This window comes from Pontibacter mangrovi, from assembly GCF_006385705.1.
Lineage (GTDB): Bacteria > Bacteroidota > Bacteroidia > Cytophagales > Hymenobacteraceae > Pontibacter > Pontibacter mangrovi.
The window spans coordinates 259,306-276,568 of the sequence record NZ_VFRQ01000001.1 but is presented as its reverse complement, the minus strand read 5'-3'; the positions used below and the strand labels follow the sequence as shown (position 1 = coordinate 276,568).

18 protein-coding genes are annotated in these 17,263 nt (G+C 51.9%); 5 read left to right on the top strand and 13 right to left on the bottom strand.

Features of this window, described 5'->3' with window-relative positions; translation table 11 throughout:
• Nucleotides 1–58: 58 nt before the first annotated feature.
• Together FJM65_RS01230 and FJM65_RS01225 are read left to right on the top strand one after the other, a co-directional pair.
• On the top strand, nt 59–1,465 hold the full coding sequence (locus FJM65_RS01230) for an ATP-dependent DNA helicase (protein WP_140618568.1): 1,407 nt from the start codon (nt 59–61) through the stop codon (nt 1,463–1,465).
• Between the two features lie 90 nt (nt 1,466–1,555).
• Nucleotides 1,556–1,999: a DUF1573 domain-containing protein gene (locus FJM65_RS01225; RefSeq protein ID WP_140618566.1), complete on the top strand. Its 444-nt coding sequence runs from the start codon at nt 1,556–1,558 to the stop codon at nt 1,997–1,999.
• A gap of 155 nt (nt 2,000–2,154) precedes the next feature.
• On the opposite strand, the gene FJM65_RS01220 is transcribed toward FJM65_RS01225, so the two are convergent.
• The 7 genes from FJM65_RS01220 to FJM65_RS01190 all read right to left on the bottom strand — a co-directional run bounded on the left by FJM65_RS01220 (nt 2,155) and on the right by FJM65_RS01190 (nt 7,666).
• The gene (locus FJM65_RS01220) at nt 2,155–2,532 is read right to left on the bottom strand and encodes a DUF423 domain-containing protein (RefSeq protein ID WP_140618564.1); all 378 of its coding nucleotides are present in this window, start codon (nt 2,530–2,532) and stop codon (nt 2,155–2,157) included.
• Nucleotides 2,533–2,613: 81 nt separating this feature from the next.
• Nucleotides 2,614–3,060, bottom strand: coding sequence for a DUF2750 domain-containing protein (locus FJM65_RS01215; protein ID WP_140618561.1), 447 nt, complete (start codon nt 3,058–3,060; stop codon nt 2,614–2,616).
• Nucleotides 3,061–3,133: 73 nt separating this feature from the next.
• A complete protein-coding gene (locus FJM65_RS01210) occupies nt 3,134–3,976 on the bottom strand; it encodes a glycerophosphodiester phosphodiesterase (RefSeq protein ID WP_140619472.1) in 843 nt (280 codons plus the stop codon).
• A 96-nt stretch (nt 3,977–4,072) separates the two neighbouring features.
• The gene (locus tag FJM65_RS01205; RefSeq protein WP_140618558.1) at nt 4,073–4,759 is read right to left on the bottom strand and encodes a YggS family pyridoxal phosphate-dependent enzyme; all 687 of its coding nucleotides are present in this window, start codon (nt 4,757–4,759) and stop codon (nt 4,073–4,075) included.
• A gap of 85 nt (nt 4,760–4,844) precedes the next feature.
• Complete coding sequence (locus tag FJM65_RS01200) at nt 4,845–5,897, bottom strand: vWA domain-containing protein (protein WP_140618555.1); 1,053 nt, start codon at nt 5,895–5,897, stop codon at nt 4,845–4,847.
• Nucleotides 5,884–6,792 (bottom strand): hypothetical protein, encoded by a 909-nt coding sequence (locus FJM65_RS01195; protein WP_140618551.1) that lies wholly within the window; start codon nt 6,790–6,792, stop codon nt 5,884–5,886. Before FJM65_RS01195 ends, FJM65_RS01200 begins: the two co-directional genes overlap by 14 nt.
• Entirely contained in the window at nt 6,785–7,666 is an 882-nt protein-coding gene (locus FJM65_RS01190) for a DUF58 domain-containing protein (protein ID WP_140618549.1), read from the bottom strand. The genes FJM65_RS01195 and FJM65_RS01190 overlap by 8 nt, the downstream gene beginning before the upstream one ends.
• Before the next feature lie 58 nt (nt 7,667–7,724).
• On the opposite strand from FJM65_RS01190, the gene FJM65_RS01185 reads away from it, so the two are divergent.
• Nucleotides 7,725–8,087 carry a DUF4296 domain-containing protein gene (locus FJM65_RS01185; RefSeq protein ID WP_140618547.1) on the top strand — a complete coding sequence of 121 codons (363 nt, stop codon included), beginning with the start codon at nt 7,725–7,727 and terminating at the stop codon, nt 8,085–8,087.
• Between the two features lie 9 nt (nt 8,088–8,096).
• On the opposite strand, the gene FJM65_RS01180 is transcribed toward FJM65_RS01185, so the two are convergent.
• The gene (locus tag FJM65_RS01180) at nt 8,097–8,453 is read right to left on the bottom strand and encodes a tRNA-binding protein (protein WP_140618545.1); all 357 of its coding nucleotides are present in this window, start codon (nt 8,451–8,453) and stop codon (nt 8,097–8,099) included.
• 220 nt (nt 8,454–8,673) lie between these two features.
• On the opposite strand from FJM65_RS01180, the gene FJM65_RS01175 reads away from it, so the two are divergent.
• Entirely contained in the window at nt 8,674–10,209 is a 1,536-nt protein-coding gene (locus FJM65_RS01175) for an FAD-dependent oxidoreductase (RefSeq protein ID WP_140618543.1), read from the top strand.
• Between the two features lie 5 nt (nt 10,210–10,214).
• Here FJM65_RS01175 and FJM65_RS01170 read toward each other — a convergent pair whose 3' ends face one another.
• The 5 genes from FJM65_RS01170 to egtB form a co-directional block, all read right to left on the bottom strand.
• Nucleotides 10,215–10,766 carry a DUF922 domain-containing protein gene (locus FJM65_RS01170; RefSeq protein WP_239022785.1) on the bottom strand — a complete coding sequence of 184 codons (552 nt, stop codon included), beginning with the start codon at nt 10,764–10,766 and terminating at the stop codon, nt 10,215–10,217.
• Between the two features lie 123 nt (nt 10,767–10,889).
• The gene (locus tag FJM65_RS01165) at nt 10,890–12,233 is read right to left on the bottom strand and encodes an MATE family efflux transporter (RefSeq protein ID WP_140618539.1); all 1,344 of its coding nucleotides are present in this window, start codon (nt 12,231–12,233) and stop codon (nt 10,890–10,892) included.
• Between the two features lie 194 nt (nt 12,234–12,427).
• Nucleotides 12,428–13,540, bottom strand: coding sequence for a pyridoxal phosphate-dependent aminotransferase (locus FJM65_RS01160; RefSeq protein ID WP_140618537.1), 1,113 nt, complete (start codon nt 13,538–13,540; stop codon nt 12,428–12,430).
• Nucleotides 13,541–13,580: 40 nt separating this feature from the next.
• On the bottom strand, nt 13,581–14,561 hold the full coding sequence (egtD, locus tag FJM65_RS01155; RefSeq protein WP_239022784.1) for an L-histidine N(alpha)-methyltransferase: 981 nt from the start codon (nt 14,559–14,561) through the stop codon (nt 13,581–13,583).
• A 31-nt stretch (nt 14,562–14,592) separates the two neighbouring features.
• Nucleotides 14,593–15,867 carry an ergothioneine biosynthesis protein EgtB gene (gene egtB / locus FJM65_RS01150; protein WP_140618533.1) on the bottom strand — a complete coding sequence of 425 codons (1,275 nt, stop codon included), beginning with the start codon at nt 15,865–15,867 and terminating at the stop codon, nt 14,593–14,595.
• Nucleotides 15,868–16,041: 174 nt separating this feature from the next.
• Between egtB and FJM65_RS01145 the strand changes: the two genes are divergently transcribed.
• Nucleotides 16,042–17,091 carry an o-succinylbenzoate synthase gene (locus FJM65_RS01145; RefSeq protein WP_140618531.1) on the top strand — a complete coding sequence of 350 codons (1,050 nt, stop codon included), beginning with the start codon at nt 16,042–16,044 and terminating at the stop codon, nt 17,089–17,091.
• The last annotated feature ends 172 nt before the right edge of the window (nt 17,092–17,263 follow it).

The window sequence follows — 17,263 nt, the reverse complement described above, 5'->3', positions numbered from 1 at the left end:
TGTCTGAGAAGATTTTACCACTTTACTTTTTCACCTTCCTAACTCTTTAACTTACACCATGCGCCCGGTAGAAGCCTTACGAAACAGTTTCCCCTTTGAACCGACAGAGGACCAGGCGAAGCTCTTTGCCAGCCTGGATGAGTTTATACTTAATAAGACCGATGAGCGGCAGGTATTCCTGCTGAAAGGATATGCCGGTACGGGTAAAACCACGGTCGTCACATCTTTGGTGAAGATCCTGAACAAGTTTGGCTATAAGTATGTGCTGCTGGCCCCAACCGGTCGGGCAGCGAAGGTAATGAGCAGTTACAGTGGCCGGCCCGCCTTTACTATTCATAAAAAAATCTACCGCCAAACCGCTAACCCCTTCTCAGAGGGACTAGCTTTTACGCGCATGCCCAACAAAACCGATAATACGGTGTACATTGTGGATGAAGCCTCGATGATCTCAGACGAGAGCGGCTTTGGGGAGAATGGCCTGCTGCAGGACCTTTTGCAGTACGTGTTTGCCAAAAAGAATAACAAGCTGCTGCTGATCGGCGACACGGCCCAGCTGCCGCCGGTAGGGCAGGCCCTCAGCCCCTCGTTGGATGCGGAGTACATGCAGCAGAACTTTGGCTGCAAGGTGCAGCAGCTGGAGCTGCGCCAGGTGATGCGACAGGCAGAGGCCTCGGGCATCCTGATGAACGCCACCCAGCTGCGCGACCGCATGAAACAGAAGAAGCTGGACATCAAGCTGTTTACGAAAGGCTGGCGCGATATTTACCGTATGACCGGCGAGAAGCTGGAGGACGGCCTGCGCTACGCCTATGACAAGTTTGGCGTTGAAAACACCATTGTTATCTGCCGCTCCAACAAAAACGCCAACCTGTATAACCAGCACATCCGGCGGCGCATATTTTTTGCCGAGGATGAGCTGGGCGTGGGCGATTACCTGATGATCGTGCGCAACAACTATTTCTGGCTGCCCAAAGACTCCGACATCGGCTTTATGGCCAACGGCGATTTTGTGGAGGTCACCAAGATCATCCGCTACGAGGACATGTATGGTTTTCGCTTTGCCGATATCAGAATCCGATTTGTGGACTACCCCGATGCGCAGGAAGAGGAAGTAAAGATCATGCTGGACACGCTATACACAGACGCCCCGGCGCTGCCCTCGGACCAGAACAAGAAGCTGTACGAGGAGGTTCTGCAGGATTACATGGACATTGGCAACAAGAGAGAGCGCTACAAAGAGCTGAAAAAGAACCCCTACCTGAATGCGCTGCAAGTGAAATTTGCCTACGCGCTAACCTGCCACAAGGCGCAGGGTGGCCAGTGGCAGGCCGTATTCGTGGACCAGGGCTTTCTGAAGGAGGACATGGTGAACGAGGAATTTGCCCGCTGGCTATACACAGCCCTTACCCGCTCTTCAGAAGAGCTTTACCTGCTGAACTTTAACGAGCAACTTTTAGTTAACTGACAAAAGAAATCCTTAATTTGTATCGTTTTACATACTAGGGCAGTATATTATATTTTCGTATAAAATAACCCTCTACAAACAAATCTCAATATGAAAAAATTAGTCCTTTCTTTTGCTTTTGCCGCGCTTGTTGCCGGTGGCGCTATGGCGCAAGAAAAACCAAAAGCTACTGCCCCGCAGGAGCAGGCAGTTAACGGCCCATCGCTTACCTTCGAAGAAAAGGAGTTTAACTTTGGCGATATCGCACAAGGCGATGTGGTAGAGCATACGTTTAAATTCACGAACACAGGCACGCAGCCCCTGGTAATTGAGCGCGTTGACGTAACCTGCGGCTGCACAACCCCAGCCTGGTCTAAAGAGCCGGTGATGCCCGGTAAAACCGGTTTTGTGACGGCTAAGTTTAACAGCGCGGGCAAAATGGGCCAACAAAAGAAAGCCATTACTGTACACTCTAACGCCGCTGACGGCGCCAAGTATGTGTACATCGTTACGAACATCAAAGACAAAGCAGCTGCCAGCGCATCAAAGCAATAAAGTACGCAGCTCACCAAAAGCAAGAGGCCAATCCTGTTTAAGGGATTGGCCTCTTGCTTTATAAAATCATAACTATAACTTATTACCCATTTCTACATTCCCGCTGTAGGATTTCAGTATCAACAGGGGGAGGGTAATTGAGGGGACTCTATGGGCTACAAAGCTTTCAGTATCGCGTAGAAAAGTGCTCCCCAGCCAACTATAAAGAAGGTGCCGCCAATAGGGGTAATGGCGCCAAGCCAGGTAATGCCGGTGGCGCAAAGTATGTAAAGGGAGCCCGAGAAAACCAGTATCCCCAAAAAGAAGCACCAGGCCGCTACCTGTAGCGCCGGCTGCTGCACCTGAAAAAGTAACAAGCCTACTGCCAATAAGGCCAGGGTATGGTACATCTGGTACTTTACAGCGGTCTCAAAAGTGTCTACCCGGCCGGAGGCCTGCAGCATGGGAGCCAGGGCATGGGCACCAAAGGCGCCGATGGCTACAGAGAGCGCACCAAGGGCACTGGCAATTAAAAGAATGGCTTTCTGGGTCACGATAAGGGATTTAGTTGCGGCTATTCGTTTGATGCTTCAAAGGTATGGCAACAGGACGAAAAAAGCACGTAATGCACTTTTTTACTCTGCCTCCAGCGCCTCGATCAGCTGGTCCTCAAACTCTTGCTGGCTCTCGTACTGCGTAAAGTCAAGGTTCTTGTTATCTGCCTTTAACTGTGTAACAACATCCAGGGCTACTACCAGCGGCTCCGCTTCTTTCCCTACCAGGTCCGGGCTCCAGTTGGTGCCAACCAAAAGCTCATCGCCATACATGCCCACACACCAGTTCTCCAGAAACTCCACCAGGCTGATAGACTCCGGCGTATAACTTGCCCACTCGTCTTCGGCACAGGCAGCAGCTCCCGCCTGACTATCCCAGAACAGGATCACTTCGGTGTCTTCATACTCAGAGGAGCTGGAGGTGGCCCAGGTTTCATCTTTCGTCAGGCCCCAGACTTTCTCCGATTGCACAACATGCTTGATAAAGTCGTGGTACTTGTGCTCGATGGTGTTGGCCTGCTGTGTCATAAAATGTGCTTTTTTGGTTTATCAGACAAATTACAAAAAATCTCTTTACTACAAATAGCCAGGGCTACGCTACCTACAAACTAGGGTATAAATTGGGGTAGTCTGAAATAAGGCCATCTACCCCCAAGCTCTTTAAACGCCGCATCTCTTTTAACCGATTCACCGTCCAGGGGATAACTTTAATACCCTGTGCATGTGCGGCCTCTACAAGTGCCGGCGTTACCACTTTATAGTAGGGGCTGTAGATGGTAGGCGTAAAGCCAAGCTCCGTAAGATTTCTTTTTAAGCCTTTCAGGTTCTCTACCAGTAAGGATGTTTTCACGTCCGGATATTTTTGATGGAGCACCTGCAGCGTACGCACGTCAAAAGACTGAATGATCACATAAGGCCGAATCTGCTTCGTATCAATCACAGCCATCAGCTTATCTACAAAGGCTTCGGGTGCAGGGTGGTACTTGCCGTCGCCTTCAGGGGTAGACTTAGTTTCGATGTTATAGAAAACCTGCGGCACGGCATGTTCCCGTATATAAGCTTGCACGGTATCGATCACCTCCGAGAGAAGCGGTTTAGAGGCTTTCATGCGCTGCTGCTCCGGAAACTTCTTGTAAAACTTAGAGCCCACATCAAAGGTGCGAATCTGGCTGTAAGGCATCTGGTAGAGCACGTACTTGCCTGCATCAGATTTTTTTAGCTCAGCGCCTTCGGGCAAAAGCTCGTGCGCGGGGTTGATATAGGGGTCGTGGGAGAGGAGCACCTGCCCGTCCTGGCTAATGTGTGCATCCATTTCCAGGGTGGTAACGCCCAGTTCCAGCGCCAGCAGCATCGCTGGCACTGTATTCTCCGGCATCAGTCCGCGCGCTCCCCGGTGCCCCTCCAAATCAAAGTCCGGGAGAGGTGCAGTTTGTCTGTTTGGCATCAGGCTAACGGCAAAGCATGCGATAACAAGTATAAAACGGATGGTTAGCAATGTTCATCAATGATGCATCCTATTAAAGTACAGCTTTCAGATAAGCTACTTTTTACTATAATCCCGGGCACCGAAAATACCGCTGCCCACCCGGATCATCGTACTTCCTTCCTCTACGGCAATTTTCCAGTCAGAGGTCATACCCATGGATATTTCCCTGAAGTCATCATTCCCAACAAAGAATTTCTCTTTCAGGTACATAAAGCAGGAGCGCAGCTGGCGGAACTCCTGGCGCAGCTTTCCTTCATGGGGTGTATTGGTGGCAATTCCCATCACACCGGTTATGCGCACATACTCCATGCTACGGTACTCCACCGACTGCAGGAGGGCGTCAGCCTCTTCGCAACTCATGCCATACTTTGTCTCCTCATCAGCTATGGAAATTTGGAGCATGCAGTTGATGGGCAGGGTGCGGCCATACATTTCGGCCCGCTTATTTATCTCCACGAGCAGCTTCAGGCTATCCACCGACTCAATGGTATCTATAAATTCGGCGATATACTTTACTTTGTTTGTTTGCAGGTGCCCGATCAGGTGCCAGGCGATGTCGTGCGGCAGCAGGGCATACTTCTCCACTAGCTCCTGCACTTTGTTCTCTCCAAACAGGCGGTGCCCGGCATCGTACGCTTCTTTTATTACCTCTACAGGGTGTGTTTTAGAAACGGCCACCAACCGGCAGGGGGACTGCCGTAGCTGCTCATCAAAGTATAAAATGTTGTCCTTAATGCTCATAGTTTATAGTAAAAATCCGAAAGTGCGATTGAGTCTATCACCCTCAACCTTCTAATTATCTAATATTTTAACGCTCTAACCTTTCTTAGTCTTCCAAAACGTTGGAGATGAACGTGTTTTTCAAAAGCATCCATACCACCAGAGCGAGCAGCGCCCACTTCAGGTACACCTGGTAATAATCCTTGGTATCGCGGAAGCGCTTCTCTTTTACCTCTGTCTTTTCTAAGCGGTTGATATCCTGGAACACCTGCTGCAGCGCGTCTTTGCTGCCTGCCCTGTAAAACTGCCCTTCCCCAGTCTGGGCGATCTGGCGCAGGCTTGTCTCGTCCATTTGCGTCTCTATATACAGCACCCTACCAGCGGCGTCTACATCATAAGGCACTCTACCGTCTTTACCAATGCCGATCGTATAAAGTTTTATTCCGTAGCCAAAGGCCAGTTGGGCCGCCAGTTTAGGGTCGAGGCTTCCGGCAGTGTTCTCTCCGTCACTGATCAGGATGATGACTTTGCTTTTGGCGTTGGAGTCGCGCATGCGGTTAATGGCTACGGCCAGGGCACTGCCAATAGCCGTTCCGTCGTTTGGGATCATCTTAAAAGCCATGGAGTTTATACTTTCGCGGAGCAGGTCATAGTCAGTGGTGAGCGGCGCCAACGAATACGCGTCGCCGGCAAAAACCACCAGCCCAATCCGGTCCTGCACACGGCCATCTATAAAATCTATCGCCACGTCTTTGGCAGCCTCCAGGCGACTCGGCTCAAAATCCCTGAGCTCCATCGATCCTGACACATCCATGACCAGCACGATGTCGATGCCTTCTGAGGTTAGCTCTACCTGCTCATTAATAAGCTGCGGCCTTGCCAGCGCAACCACTACCAGCATGGTAAACAGCATGAACACCAGCCGTGGTATAAATCTCAGCAGGCTGCTCCATTGCCAACCCGTTGCGCCCTGAAAGGTAGCCATATCAATTTTTACACGGGTGTTGCGCCGAAGGACGGACTTCAGAATAAAAAGTATGGGCACAAGGGGCAGCGCGTACAGCACCAGCGGATACATCCAGTCAAAAGACCGGAACGTATCAAAACTAAACCACTCCAGGCTTAGCCAACCCCATAGATCGCCGCTAATTTCTTGCATTTCTGATTTGTTCGCGGTGTGTCTGGTAGCGTTCCTTCGAAAAACGGCGCAGCATGCTCAACGCCAGGTTTGTCTCACCTTCCGCCTCCGATTGCAGGTGTCCGTAAATGGCTTTGTCGCAGATGCGCAAGGCTGTGTTCACTTCTTCGTCGTTGTTATAGAACTCCACGATCTCTTTGGTGGTAAAGGAGTTGATAGCGCTGCGCTCCAGCTTGGTCAGGTAATTTTTCCAAAGCGAAACGGCCTTTTCGAGACTGGCCGGAACACCGGATTTCTGGAAACGGTCTTTGTGCGAGTTAAAGCGGGAGGCAAAGTTTACATGGTCCTTCCGGAGCCGGTAGAGCTTGTACCGTCGTTTGATAGACTGCCCGAAAACAAGCCACACCAAGGCGATAAAAGCAACGATGGTAACGACCCACAGCAGCATAAGAGGCCAGTTAAAGCGTTCCGCCACGGGGGCTAACTTTGTGTCTTTTTTCACCTGCAGCGGTTCTTCCACCTGCTCTACCATCTGCTGCAAGTATAAAGTCTTTGCTTCTGTAAATACCTGCAGCGTGTCCTTTGCGCTCAACACAAACACCGGCAAAGCCAGTTGCTGCAGCGAGTCAGTCTCAAACGTGCGCAAAGTATAAACGGCGCTGTCGGTGCTGATACCGGCTTTGGTACGTGTCGGGAAGTAATTATACTGCACCAGCTCGAACGGGCTGAAATCGTAGCTCTCTGCAGGCATCACCACCTCCAGCGAGTCAGCATGCCGGTGCACCAGGGTATACTTTACCAGTTCGCCCAGCCGAAGCGTATCCCGGCCAAACGAGCCCTGGGGTTGCAGGTATTCTTGCGCGTTCGCCGTCATCAGCCCCAGGGGCAGCAGCAATAGAAGTATCCAGTTACGCACTTTTCTTGGTGATCTTGTTTCGGAGCCTGAACAGGTTGACCAGCTGCGGCACATAGTCTTCGTTGGTGTTGATGGCCAAGTAATTTGCCTGAAACTTATGGCAAAGGCGCACCAGCTGCTCCTGGTTCTGCCGGTACTGCTGCAGGTATAGCTCCTGAAACTCTTTACCGGATGTGTTCAGCCAGCGTGTGCGGCCAGTTTCTTTGTCTTGTATAGGCACAATGCCCATTGCCGGCAGCGTTTGCTCACGCACATCCTGCAGGTGCAGCACAATCAGGTCGTGGCGGCGGGCCAGCATGCTCAGCTCTTTCTCATAGTTTACATCCACAAAATCAGACAGCAGTAGTATGATGCTGCGGCGCTTGATGATGTCGAGGGTAAGGCGGATGCCGGCAGCCAGATCTGTTTTTGAGGATTTCGGCTCGAGCTCACTCAGCGCTTTAATGATCGTGTAAGCCTGCTCAATGCCTTTGGCAGGCTTCAGGTACTTCTCTTTTCTGTCGGAGAGGCAGATGACGCCGATCTGGCTTTGCTGCCGGGCGGCAGAGAGGGCCAGCACCCCGCAGATCTCTTTGCCAATGTCCAGCTTCTGCAGCGGGCCCGTGCCGATGCGCTGCGAGGCACTCACATCCAGCATCAAGAAAACCGACTGCTCTTTCTCTTCCCGGTAGGTTTTGACGAAGGTGCCGTGCCCTTTGGCAGATACGTTCCAGTCTATAGACCGCACATCATCGCCATACTGGTAGGCGCGCACGTCGTCAAACTCCAGCCCGGTGCCTTTAAACACCGAGTGAAAATCGCCCTGCATTTGCGTGGTGATGGCCTTGCGGATTCGTATTTCGTACTTTCGTAGCTTCTTTACAAGCTCTCTCATGAGAAGGTAAGCTGCAGTCTGATTTTAAAATTAAGCGATAAACTCGTAATATGCATCCGTGAAAAAACTTTTCAACCTACTTTTTTGCCTGGGCCTGTTTAGCTGCAACAAACCCGAGGAGAGCCGCAAGCCAGAAAACATGATCCCGAAGGGGGAGATGGTGCGCATTTTAGCGGATATCCATACCACGGAGGCCCTGATCGAGGCCAATATTATACATCCGGATACCGCCATCATGGTGTTTAACACAGAGCAGGAGCGTATTCTAAAGAACCACGACGTAACGGAGGAGCAGTTTAAGAGCACCTACAACTACTACCTGACCCACCTGAGCGAAATGGACGCCTTGTATGAAGAGATAGTGGACACGCTTAGCGTGCGGGAGTCTAAGGCCAAGCTTAAAAAGGAGCAGAAGCCTTAGAGGCAATAGCTACTTTAACTTGCTTCCGTTGGGCACGCGGCTGGCCGGTTGCGCCAGCACAATGTCCCCGTTCTCGTCGGCAAATCCTGTAACCAGTATCTCTGACATAAACTTTCCGATCTGTTTTTTGCCCAGGTTAGTAACACAAAGCACCTGTTTGCCTACCAATTCTTCAGGAGTATAAAGCTTGGTTATCTGCGCACTCGTTTTTTTAATTCCAAGCGGGCCAAGGTCCACCTGCAGCTTGTAAGCAGGCCGCCGTGCCTCCGGAAAATCCTCTGCGGCAGTAATAGTGCCTACGCGGATGTCAGTTCGCTCAAAATCCTGCCAGCTTATTTCTTCTGCCGCCTGTTTCGGTATGTCCATTGTTTTTGTCTTGTTGTTGGGAGGCCACTAAGATAAAAAGAAGCTGTAAAGGTCCCAAGCCGCGGCCTCTCTAACACCAGTTGAAAGCTCATAAACTTATCCTCTGGCCTGGATTGGGCCTTGCAGCAACATAAGGGCGGGTGCTTCGTAATTCTATGCATCCGGGTGCTCTGGCGCGGCCAGCGGTCCGGTTTTCTGCCACAAGTACAAAGTATAAACTATGAAAAAAGAATCCGGAGCCACCTTCCCCGTATGGATCAACCATGTACAGTTGCCTGACACCAAGCCGCTGAAGAACAATGTTAGCTGTGATGTATGTGTTGTAGGCGGTGGCATCGCCGGCCTCACAACAGCCTACCTCCTGGCCAAGGAAGGGAAAAAGGTCGTGCTGTTGGAGTCTAAAGAAATCGGCGGCGGCGAAAGCAGCCGTACAACCGCCCATTTATCGAATGCGCTGGACGAGCAGTTCTACAACCTTACCAAGCTGTTTGGAAAGGACGGCGCGCGCCTTGCCTGCCAAAGCCATGCCCAGGCTATTGACAAAATTGAGGCTATCGCTAAGGACGAGTCCATCGACTGTGATTTTAAACGGGTAGATGGCTACCTGGTAGCTACCAACCCGGAAGAGGAGGAAAAACTGACGCAGGAACTGGAGGCCCTGCAGCAGATAGGCTGGACCGACGTGGTACTGCGGAAGCATTGCCCTGTGGAGACACTAAGCTCATTGCCTTGCCTGCACTACCCGAACCAAGGGCGTTTCCATGTGATGAAGTATTTAACTGGTCTCGCCACGGCATTCATCAAGCACGGCGGTAGCATCTATACCGGCACCCATGTCAGAAAATTTGATACAGGCACCGTTAATACCGCTATAACCACTGACGGACACACTGTCACAGCTAATGAGCTGGTGGTAGCTACCAACACCCCGGTCAACGATCTTTTTGCCATTCATACCAAGCAGGCGCCGTATCGCACCTATGCCATTGGCGTGCAGGTGCCAAAAGATTCTGTGCCTGATGCCTTGTACTGGGATTTAAAAGATCCTTATCATTATGTAAGGTTACAGAAGAACACGACCGGCGATGAGCGCTTCGACTTGTTGATAGTAGGGGGGGAGGATCACAAAACGGGGCAGCATGAGCACCCTATACTTTGCCTGCAGGAACTGGAGAAGTGGACGCGCATTAAATTTCCGATGGCCGAAGAAGTACTTTACCGCTGGTCTGGCCAGGTGTATGAGCCTGTGGATGGCCTGGCCTATATTGGCCGTAACCCTGGTGATACGGAGAATGTCTACATTGCCACCGGCGACTCAGGCCATGGCATGACGCACGGAACGATTGCCGGCATATTGATCACAGACCTGATCATGGACCGCCCGAACCCATGGGCGAAGCTGTATGACCCGGGCCGCGTAAACCTGAAATCAGCTGGTGAGTTTTTGAAGGAGAACCTGAACGTGGCAGCCCAGATGAAGGACTACCTGACTTCAGGAGAAGTAGACGATCCGCAGCAGGTCATGCCTGGCACCGGCAGGATCATGCGCAAAGGGGCTACCAAAGTGGCTGTGTACTGCGACCAGGATGGTGTGAGGCACCAGTGCTCCGCCGTTTGCCCGCACATGGGCTGCGTAGTAAGCTGGAACAGCGTGGAAAGCTCCTGGGATTGCCCTTGCCACGGCTCCCGCTTCGATCCTTTTGGCAAAGTAGTTACCGGACCGGCACATACTAACCTGGGACCAGCCAAAAGCTAAGACAACTACTTTTCTATACGGTAAGCTTGGAGCTGTATTAAGCGTTTGGAAATGGCGGCCGACCACTCCTGCTGCTTTTCCTTGTCCAATCCGTGCTGACAATCCTCGTCAAACTTGCGCTGTTCCGCTTTCCAGTCTTGGAAAGCCCTTGATACCAGCGGCTTCAAATCTGCTTTTACCCCGGAGCAGTCAAGTTGTTTGAGGTCTTTACGAAGCATACGGGCATGTACCTCGGTCAGGTCAAAATGAAGCTGCTCGTGCGCCAGAAGAATATCGGAAGCATTATTTTTCGTCCAGGATGCATGCGGCAGGAAAACGCACTTGACATCATAGCTGAACTGGTTGTTTTTGCAACTGGCATCTACGGCCAGGTTAGCGGCAGTGAGGGCATGGTGCGGGTTGGCATCGTCGGGCTGGCCTTTGAAGTCGGCCCAGGCCAAAGGTCGTTTCTCTGACCATGTAACCTGCTCAAGTATAGCACTTTCCGTAGTGGCAGAAGAAGAAGGAGTAGAGGTGGCATGCACTGACCCATTGCCAAACAGGTGTAGCAAGGGCATCAGTATTCTTGCCCATAACGACAGGAATAAAGTAAAGGTAAGCATGTATAACTTTGGCTAAAAGTTGAAACAGTTGTGCTAGGGCAACAGAGGCAACCGTTAAAAAGTGCCAGAATTTGTACTTTACCGAAGCATAATCTTTCTGCTCAAGGTTTTAAACCTCAGTGTGAGCAAGATAGCAGCAATCGTCAAGCCCGTTAAAAGACCCATCCAGATGCCAAGCGCACCGTATCCGGCTTTAAAACAGAGAAGGTAACCTACCGGCAGCCCCACCACCCAGTATGCCAGTAACGAAATAAGGCTAGGGATTCGTACATCTTCCAGGCCCCGTAACGCGCCAAGACCTACTACCTGCACTCCATCCGAGATCTGAAAAAGCGCCGCGATCACCAACAGCCCGGCAGCAAGTTCTATCACCGCCTGGTCATCAATGTATAGCATCGGGATCTGTTGGTTTAAGGCAACCATTAACAAACCGGTTGTCGTCATAAAAACGATTCCCATGAGCAGGTTGCTGTAGCCCGCCATACGCATCGCCTTGTAGTTTCCGAGCCCTTTTTGGTTGCTAACCCGGATGGTGGCAGCAGCGGCAATGCCGCTGGCCATCATGTACGTAACAGAGGCTACGTTGATGGCTATCTGGTGTGCTGCCAGTTCTTTTGCCCCGAGCCAGCCAATCATCACTGCTGAAAAGCTAAATGCGCCCATCTCAAAGATCATCTGGCCGGATATAGGCAGGCCAAGCTTAAAAATGCGGTACATGTGGATGAACGAAAGGTGGCGCAGTCGCAGGAATCGACGGAAAATGATAAACCTTTTGGCATAGAGCACCCAAAGTGCCATGGCTAGTGCCATCACCACCCGCGATACGAAAGTCGCCCAACCTGCCCCCAGAAGTCCCATCGGCTCAAAGCCCAGTTTTCCAAAGATCAGGATGTAGTTGAGGAGCACGTTCAGGCCATTGGCAAGTATGGAAATGTACATGGCCTGCTTGGTCAGGGATAAACCTTCAGCAAACTGCCGAAATGCCTGGAACGCCATGAGCGGCACCATGGACAGGAACAGCACGTTGATGTATGGTATGGCCAACTCCACCACCTGCGGCGGCTGGTCAAGCACGGTGATGTAGGGCGAGAGAAAATAACCGGCTATAAAGAGCAGTACGCCTAACAGCACGTTGGATACCAGGCCGTTGAGCAGCAAGAGGGAAATGCGCGTGTAGTTTCGGCGGCCGTCTGCACTGGCGATCAAGGGGGTCAGGCTCAGCGAAACGCCCAGGCCAAAGACAAGGGTGATGGTAAAGATACTGTTGCCCAGCGAGGCTGCTGCAAGCGGCACGGTACCGGTCTGCCCCACCATCAAACTATCGAAAACGCTTACCAGAATATGCCCCAACTGGCTAAGCACCACCGGGTAGGCAAGCGTAAAATTCTTAGAGAAATGTTCTTTGTAAGTTAAGGTATCCATGCAGCACAGCGTCTCGGGTAAGCGGCCGCAAAATTAGTGGAAATAACCGTAAACCAGTGATTAATTATGATTTCACTGATGGATATGAATGTTTCATGCACGGAATGGTGACTTAGCTTGTGGCAGTTGCTGCGCCTGCATCTGATAAAGTAATAGTTGCTGACTGGAATAAAACGTACCCCTGATTTATGCTTTTAAGCAGTAATCAGCAGCATAAGCCCCTGCCGGAGCCGCTGCATGGCATCCTGCAGACGGTGTTTTTCCACGGCAAACGACATGCGCACATGTCCCGGTGAGCCAAAGCTGTCGCCGGGGGCAAGTTCCAGGTTGTAGCAAGTGCGCAGGTACCGGCAAAGGTCAGCCGTTGTCTTTAGCTGCTCGCCGGTAATACTAGTGCGGTTCAGGTAATAGCTCAGGTCAGGGAAGAAGTAGTAAGCCCCATCCGGCAGATAATAGTGCACGTGCGGTATGGCATCCAGTCCTTTCTGCATGATGCGGCGGTTCTCTGTCAGCGCCTCCAGCATGGCGGGCAGCTCCTGCTCCCGCTTCTCCATAGCTGCCCGGGCGCCTGCCTGTGTAAATACATTGACGCCCGATAAAGTAGCTGCCTGAAAGTCGGTGCACTTTCGGATCAGGTCGCTTGAGCCGATAATGTAGCCTATTCGCCAGGCAGACATGGCAAAAGACTTGGAAAAGCCGTTTAGGATGACTGTTCTTGCCGCTTTTGCCCCTTCGCAGCAAAGGGCAGGAGTAACAGGCTGGCCGTAAGTAACAAAGTCATATATTTCATCTGATACAAAGTATAAGTCGGGGTACTCGTTTACCACGTGCAACAACGCTTCCAGTTCTTCCCTGGTATATGTACGGCCCGTGGGGTTGCCAGGATTAGTGAGCAGCAGGATGCGCGTTTTAGGCCTAATGCTCCGCCGTAGCATTTCCGGCGTCAGCTTATACCCATCAATGGCCTGGGTGGGCAGCTCCATCAGTTTGCCGCGACTGTAGCGAAGCAGTTCATGAAAGCCAAACCAGGCAGGCGTCGGGATTAGCACTTCGTCCTCGTCGCGCAGCAGCACTGAGAAAAGGTTGAAAAGCGCTTGCTTAACGCCCGGCGTTACCAGCACCCGCTCCGCTGGCAGCGCCAGGCCATAAGTTTCATACCTGCGGCAGATGCTGCGGCGCAACTCCAGAGACCCTTCGGTGGGGCCATACTCATTTTTAGCGTTATGAAGAGCAGCAACAGCGGCAGAAACGGCCGGCTCCGGGCTGGTAAAGTAACTGCTGCCGCCAGCAAGCGAAATCACCTCCATAAGATGGATTTAAAAAGTGCAGCCGTGAAGTTATACTTTTCTAACGAACACTGAAAAGTATGTCTGCAAATCCTTGCCGGCTGTCGTAAAACACTGTTTCAGCCGCAAAGCCGCATTTTTGCCCCAGTTCCGCTACCTGCGGCAGGCTATACTTGTAGGAGTTCTCTGTGTGGATGGCCTCCCAGGCATCAAAATGCACCCGAACATTTGCCTTTCGGATATGCACGTCCTGGGCAACTTTGCTGATGATGAAGCTGCGCATCACGCCTTCCAGTGGGTTATAGATGGCATGGTGGCAGAACTGGTCTACGTTGAAGTCCGCGTCCAGTTCACGGTTGATGCGGTGCAGCAGGTTGAGGTTAAAGGCGGCCGTCACACCTGCTGCGTCATCATAGGCTTTTAAAATCGTATCCGGATTTTTGCGCAGGTCTACGCCCATCAGCAACCGGTCGCCGGGTTTTAAATAGCTGCGGATGCTTTGCAGAAAATCTATACTTTCCTCTGTTTCAAAATTGCCGATATTTGAGCCCAGGAACAGCAGCACCTTACGCCCGGATTTGTTCTCTTGCAGCCACTCCAGCGCCTGAAAATACTCACCTACCACGGCCTCTACCGCTACCTGCGGCAGCTCCTGCTGCAAACTCTCCGACAGCTGCTTCATGGCCTCCCCGGAAATATCAACCGGTACATAATCGAAATTGCTTTGCTGACTGGATAGCTCTTTCAGGAGGATCTTTGTCTTCAGCGCATCACCTGCTCCCAGATCAATCAAATGGAAGAAGCCGCCCCCTGAAAACTGCCGCGCCATTTCATACTTGTTCTGCTCAAATACCTCTATCTCGCTGCGGGTAAGGTAATACTCGGGCAATTCCATAATCTTCTGGAAGAGCCTGCTGCCAGTGCCGTCGTAGAAATAGCGGGAGGGGAGGGTTTTCTGTTTTTGACCTAAGCCTTGCGCCACATCACGGGCAAAAGCGCTGCTGTCTGTGGAGCCATCGTTTTGGCGGCCTAGTTCTATCATGGGAGCTAAGGGTGTTATTAAATCCATAAGGTTATTTTTTTGCGGCCAGCCGGATACCTGTGTACTGCCAGCGCTTGTCAGGGTGAAAGAAGTTACGATAGGTAGTGCGGATATGGTTGGACGGTGTGGCGCAGGAGCCTCCGCGAAGCACCATCTGGTTGATCATAAACTTGCCGTTATACTCGCCCACCGGGCCAGGCGCCTTGGAAAAACCAGGGTATGGGTGATAGGCGCTGTACGTCCATTCCCACAAATCGCCGAACAGTTGCTGTACGCCCTCTGCCTGCGGGTTAGCCGCTAGAGGCTCCAGCTGCTCGCTCTCTACAAAATTGCCTTTCTGCGGCGGGTAGACCTGCGTGGCCGCCTCCCACTCAAACTCGGTCAGTAACCGCTTACCCGACCAATTGGCAAACGCATCTGCTTCGTAAAAGCTGATGTGGCAGACCGGCTCATTCAGGTCCACTTTCTCTAATCCGTGCAAGGTGAAGCGGTGCCACTCGCCGTCCTGCTGCACCCAATACAAAGGCGCCTGCAGCTGCTGTTCTTTTACCATGGCAAAGCCCTCATCCAGCCAATGCCTGAAGTCGGTGTAGCCGCCATCCTGCATAAAAGCCAGGTACTCGCCGTTGGTCACCAGCCGGTTCATGGTCTCAAAATCCTCCAGGTATACTTCGTGCACGCCCAGCTCGTTATCGAAACAGAAGCCACTGCCCTGGTAGCCGATTTTATACTTGCCGCCCGGCACTTCCATAAATTGCGCCGGAGTAGCGGCGCTTTGCCGCTGTTGCGCTGGCCGCGGAAGGTAGGCAGGTAAGGTAGGGTTAGTGCCCAGAATATACTTGATATCGGTGATGAGCAGCTCCTGGTGCTGTTGCTCGTGCTGCAACCCGAGTTCAAAGATTGGCAGCAGCTCGGCCACTTTCTCTTCCGGGAGCTCCTGTAGCAGCCGGTTCATGTGCTCATTTACATGTTGGCGGTACGCCAGCACCTCGCGCAGCGGAGGCCGTGTAATGGTGCTACGCTGGTGGCGCAACACGCGGCTGCCGAGGCTGTTGTAGTAGGAATTAAACAGGTAGGCGAACTGCGGATGAAAAATTTTATACGATGGCAGGTATGGCTGAAGTATAAGCGTTTCGAAAAACCAACTGGTATGCGCCATGTGCCATTTGGGAGGACTAACATCCACGATAGGCTGCACCACGGTGTCCTCGGGCTCCAGCGGCGCGCAGATGGTTTCGGTGCGTTGCCGAATCTGGTTAAAGCGCTCCAGAAGCTCTTGTGTGGCAGGGGCAGTAAGTAGGCTCATGTATGTGTTGTTTAGTAGAATGTGGCTAGTCTACAGATCGGATCAAAAGGGAAAAAATACGCGCTCATTATTGAACTGAAGCGGCTTATAAATCCAGTGCAAAAGGCACTTTTATATCCCTCTACGGCATTTCTTGGAATTATGATTTATCTTGCCTTTTAAAAGCCTGAACGTATGAGCCTGCAGCTAAGCTATACCTCCCATGTTTTGCAGTTTAAGTTTGATGCCCGCACCAGCCGCGGCGCCATCAAAGAGCACAAAGTATACTTGTTGAAAGTATGGGATGATGCGGTGCCGGAGGTGTTTGGGTTGGGCGAGTGCGCCCCACTGGCAGGCTTAAGCATTGATTACCGTCCTGACCTGGAAGAGAAGCTGCAACAGGTGGTAAAACAGGTTAACAGCGGTAAGCTGGAGCTTGTGGCAGGAGGGGAGCTGCCGCAGGGACTGCAGCTACAGGAGTGGCCCGCTATACGCTTTGCACTTGAGACCGCGCTGCTGGACCTGCAGCACGGCGGCCGTGGACTGCTCTACGAAAACGCCTTTAGCCGGGGCGAGGCGGGCATTCCCATCAATGGCTTGGTATGGATGGGTAACCGCGATTTTATGCAGGAGCAGATACAGCAGAAGCTGGAAGCGGGCTATACTTGCCTGAAGCTGAAGATCGGCAGCCTGGACTTTACGACAGAACTGGAGCTGTTGCAACGCATAAGAGAGGTGGCCGGCGCAGACCAGCTGACGGTTCGGGTGGATGCCAACGGCGCTTTCTCCCCACAGGAGGCTTTTAAGAAGCTAGAGCGCCTGGCAAAGTATGAACTCCACTCGATAGAGCAGCCCATAAAGCAGGGGCAAGTGCAGGAAATGGCCCAGCTCTGCGCCTACACGCCGGTGCCCATCGCCCTGGATGAGGAACTGATCGGTGTGCAGGAGCCGCTTGCGAAAGCCGACTTGCTCGAAAGTATAAACCCGCAGTACATCATCCTGAAGCCAACATTAGTGGGCGGTATGGCTTCCAGCGCAGCATGGGTTCAGATGGCCGAAGAGAGAAACATCGGTTGGTGGATGACCTCGGCCCTGGAGTCGAACATCGGCCTAAACGCTATTGCCCAATTCACGGCGCAGTATGGCCTCACCATGCCACAAGGCCTTGGCACCGGACAGCTCTACCGCAACAACATCCCTTCGCCTCTAAAGATCAAAAAAGGAGAGTTGTGGAGGGAGGAATAGATTTGGAGATGTGAAGATGTGGAAATTATACTTAAGCAAGTATAAAAAGGCGCTTCAGCAACTGGTAAAGTATAAGTAGGCTTACGAATGGATGATAAGCCACATCCCGCACTAAGGAAAGACAGTTACTCTGTTTTGCTCCAGAACTTATAGGTTTAATCCAGCCAAGTAA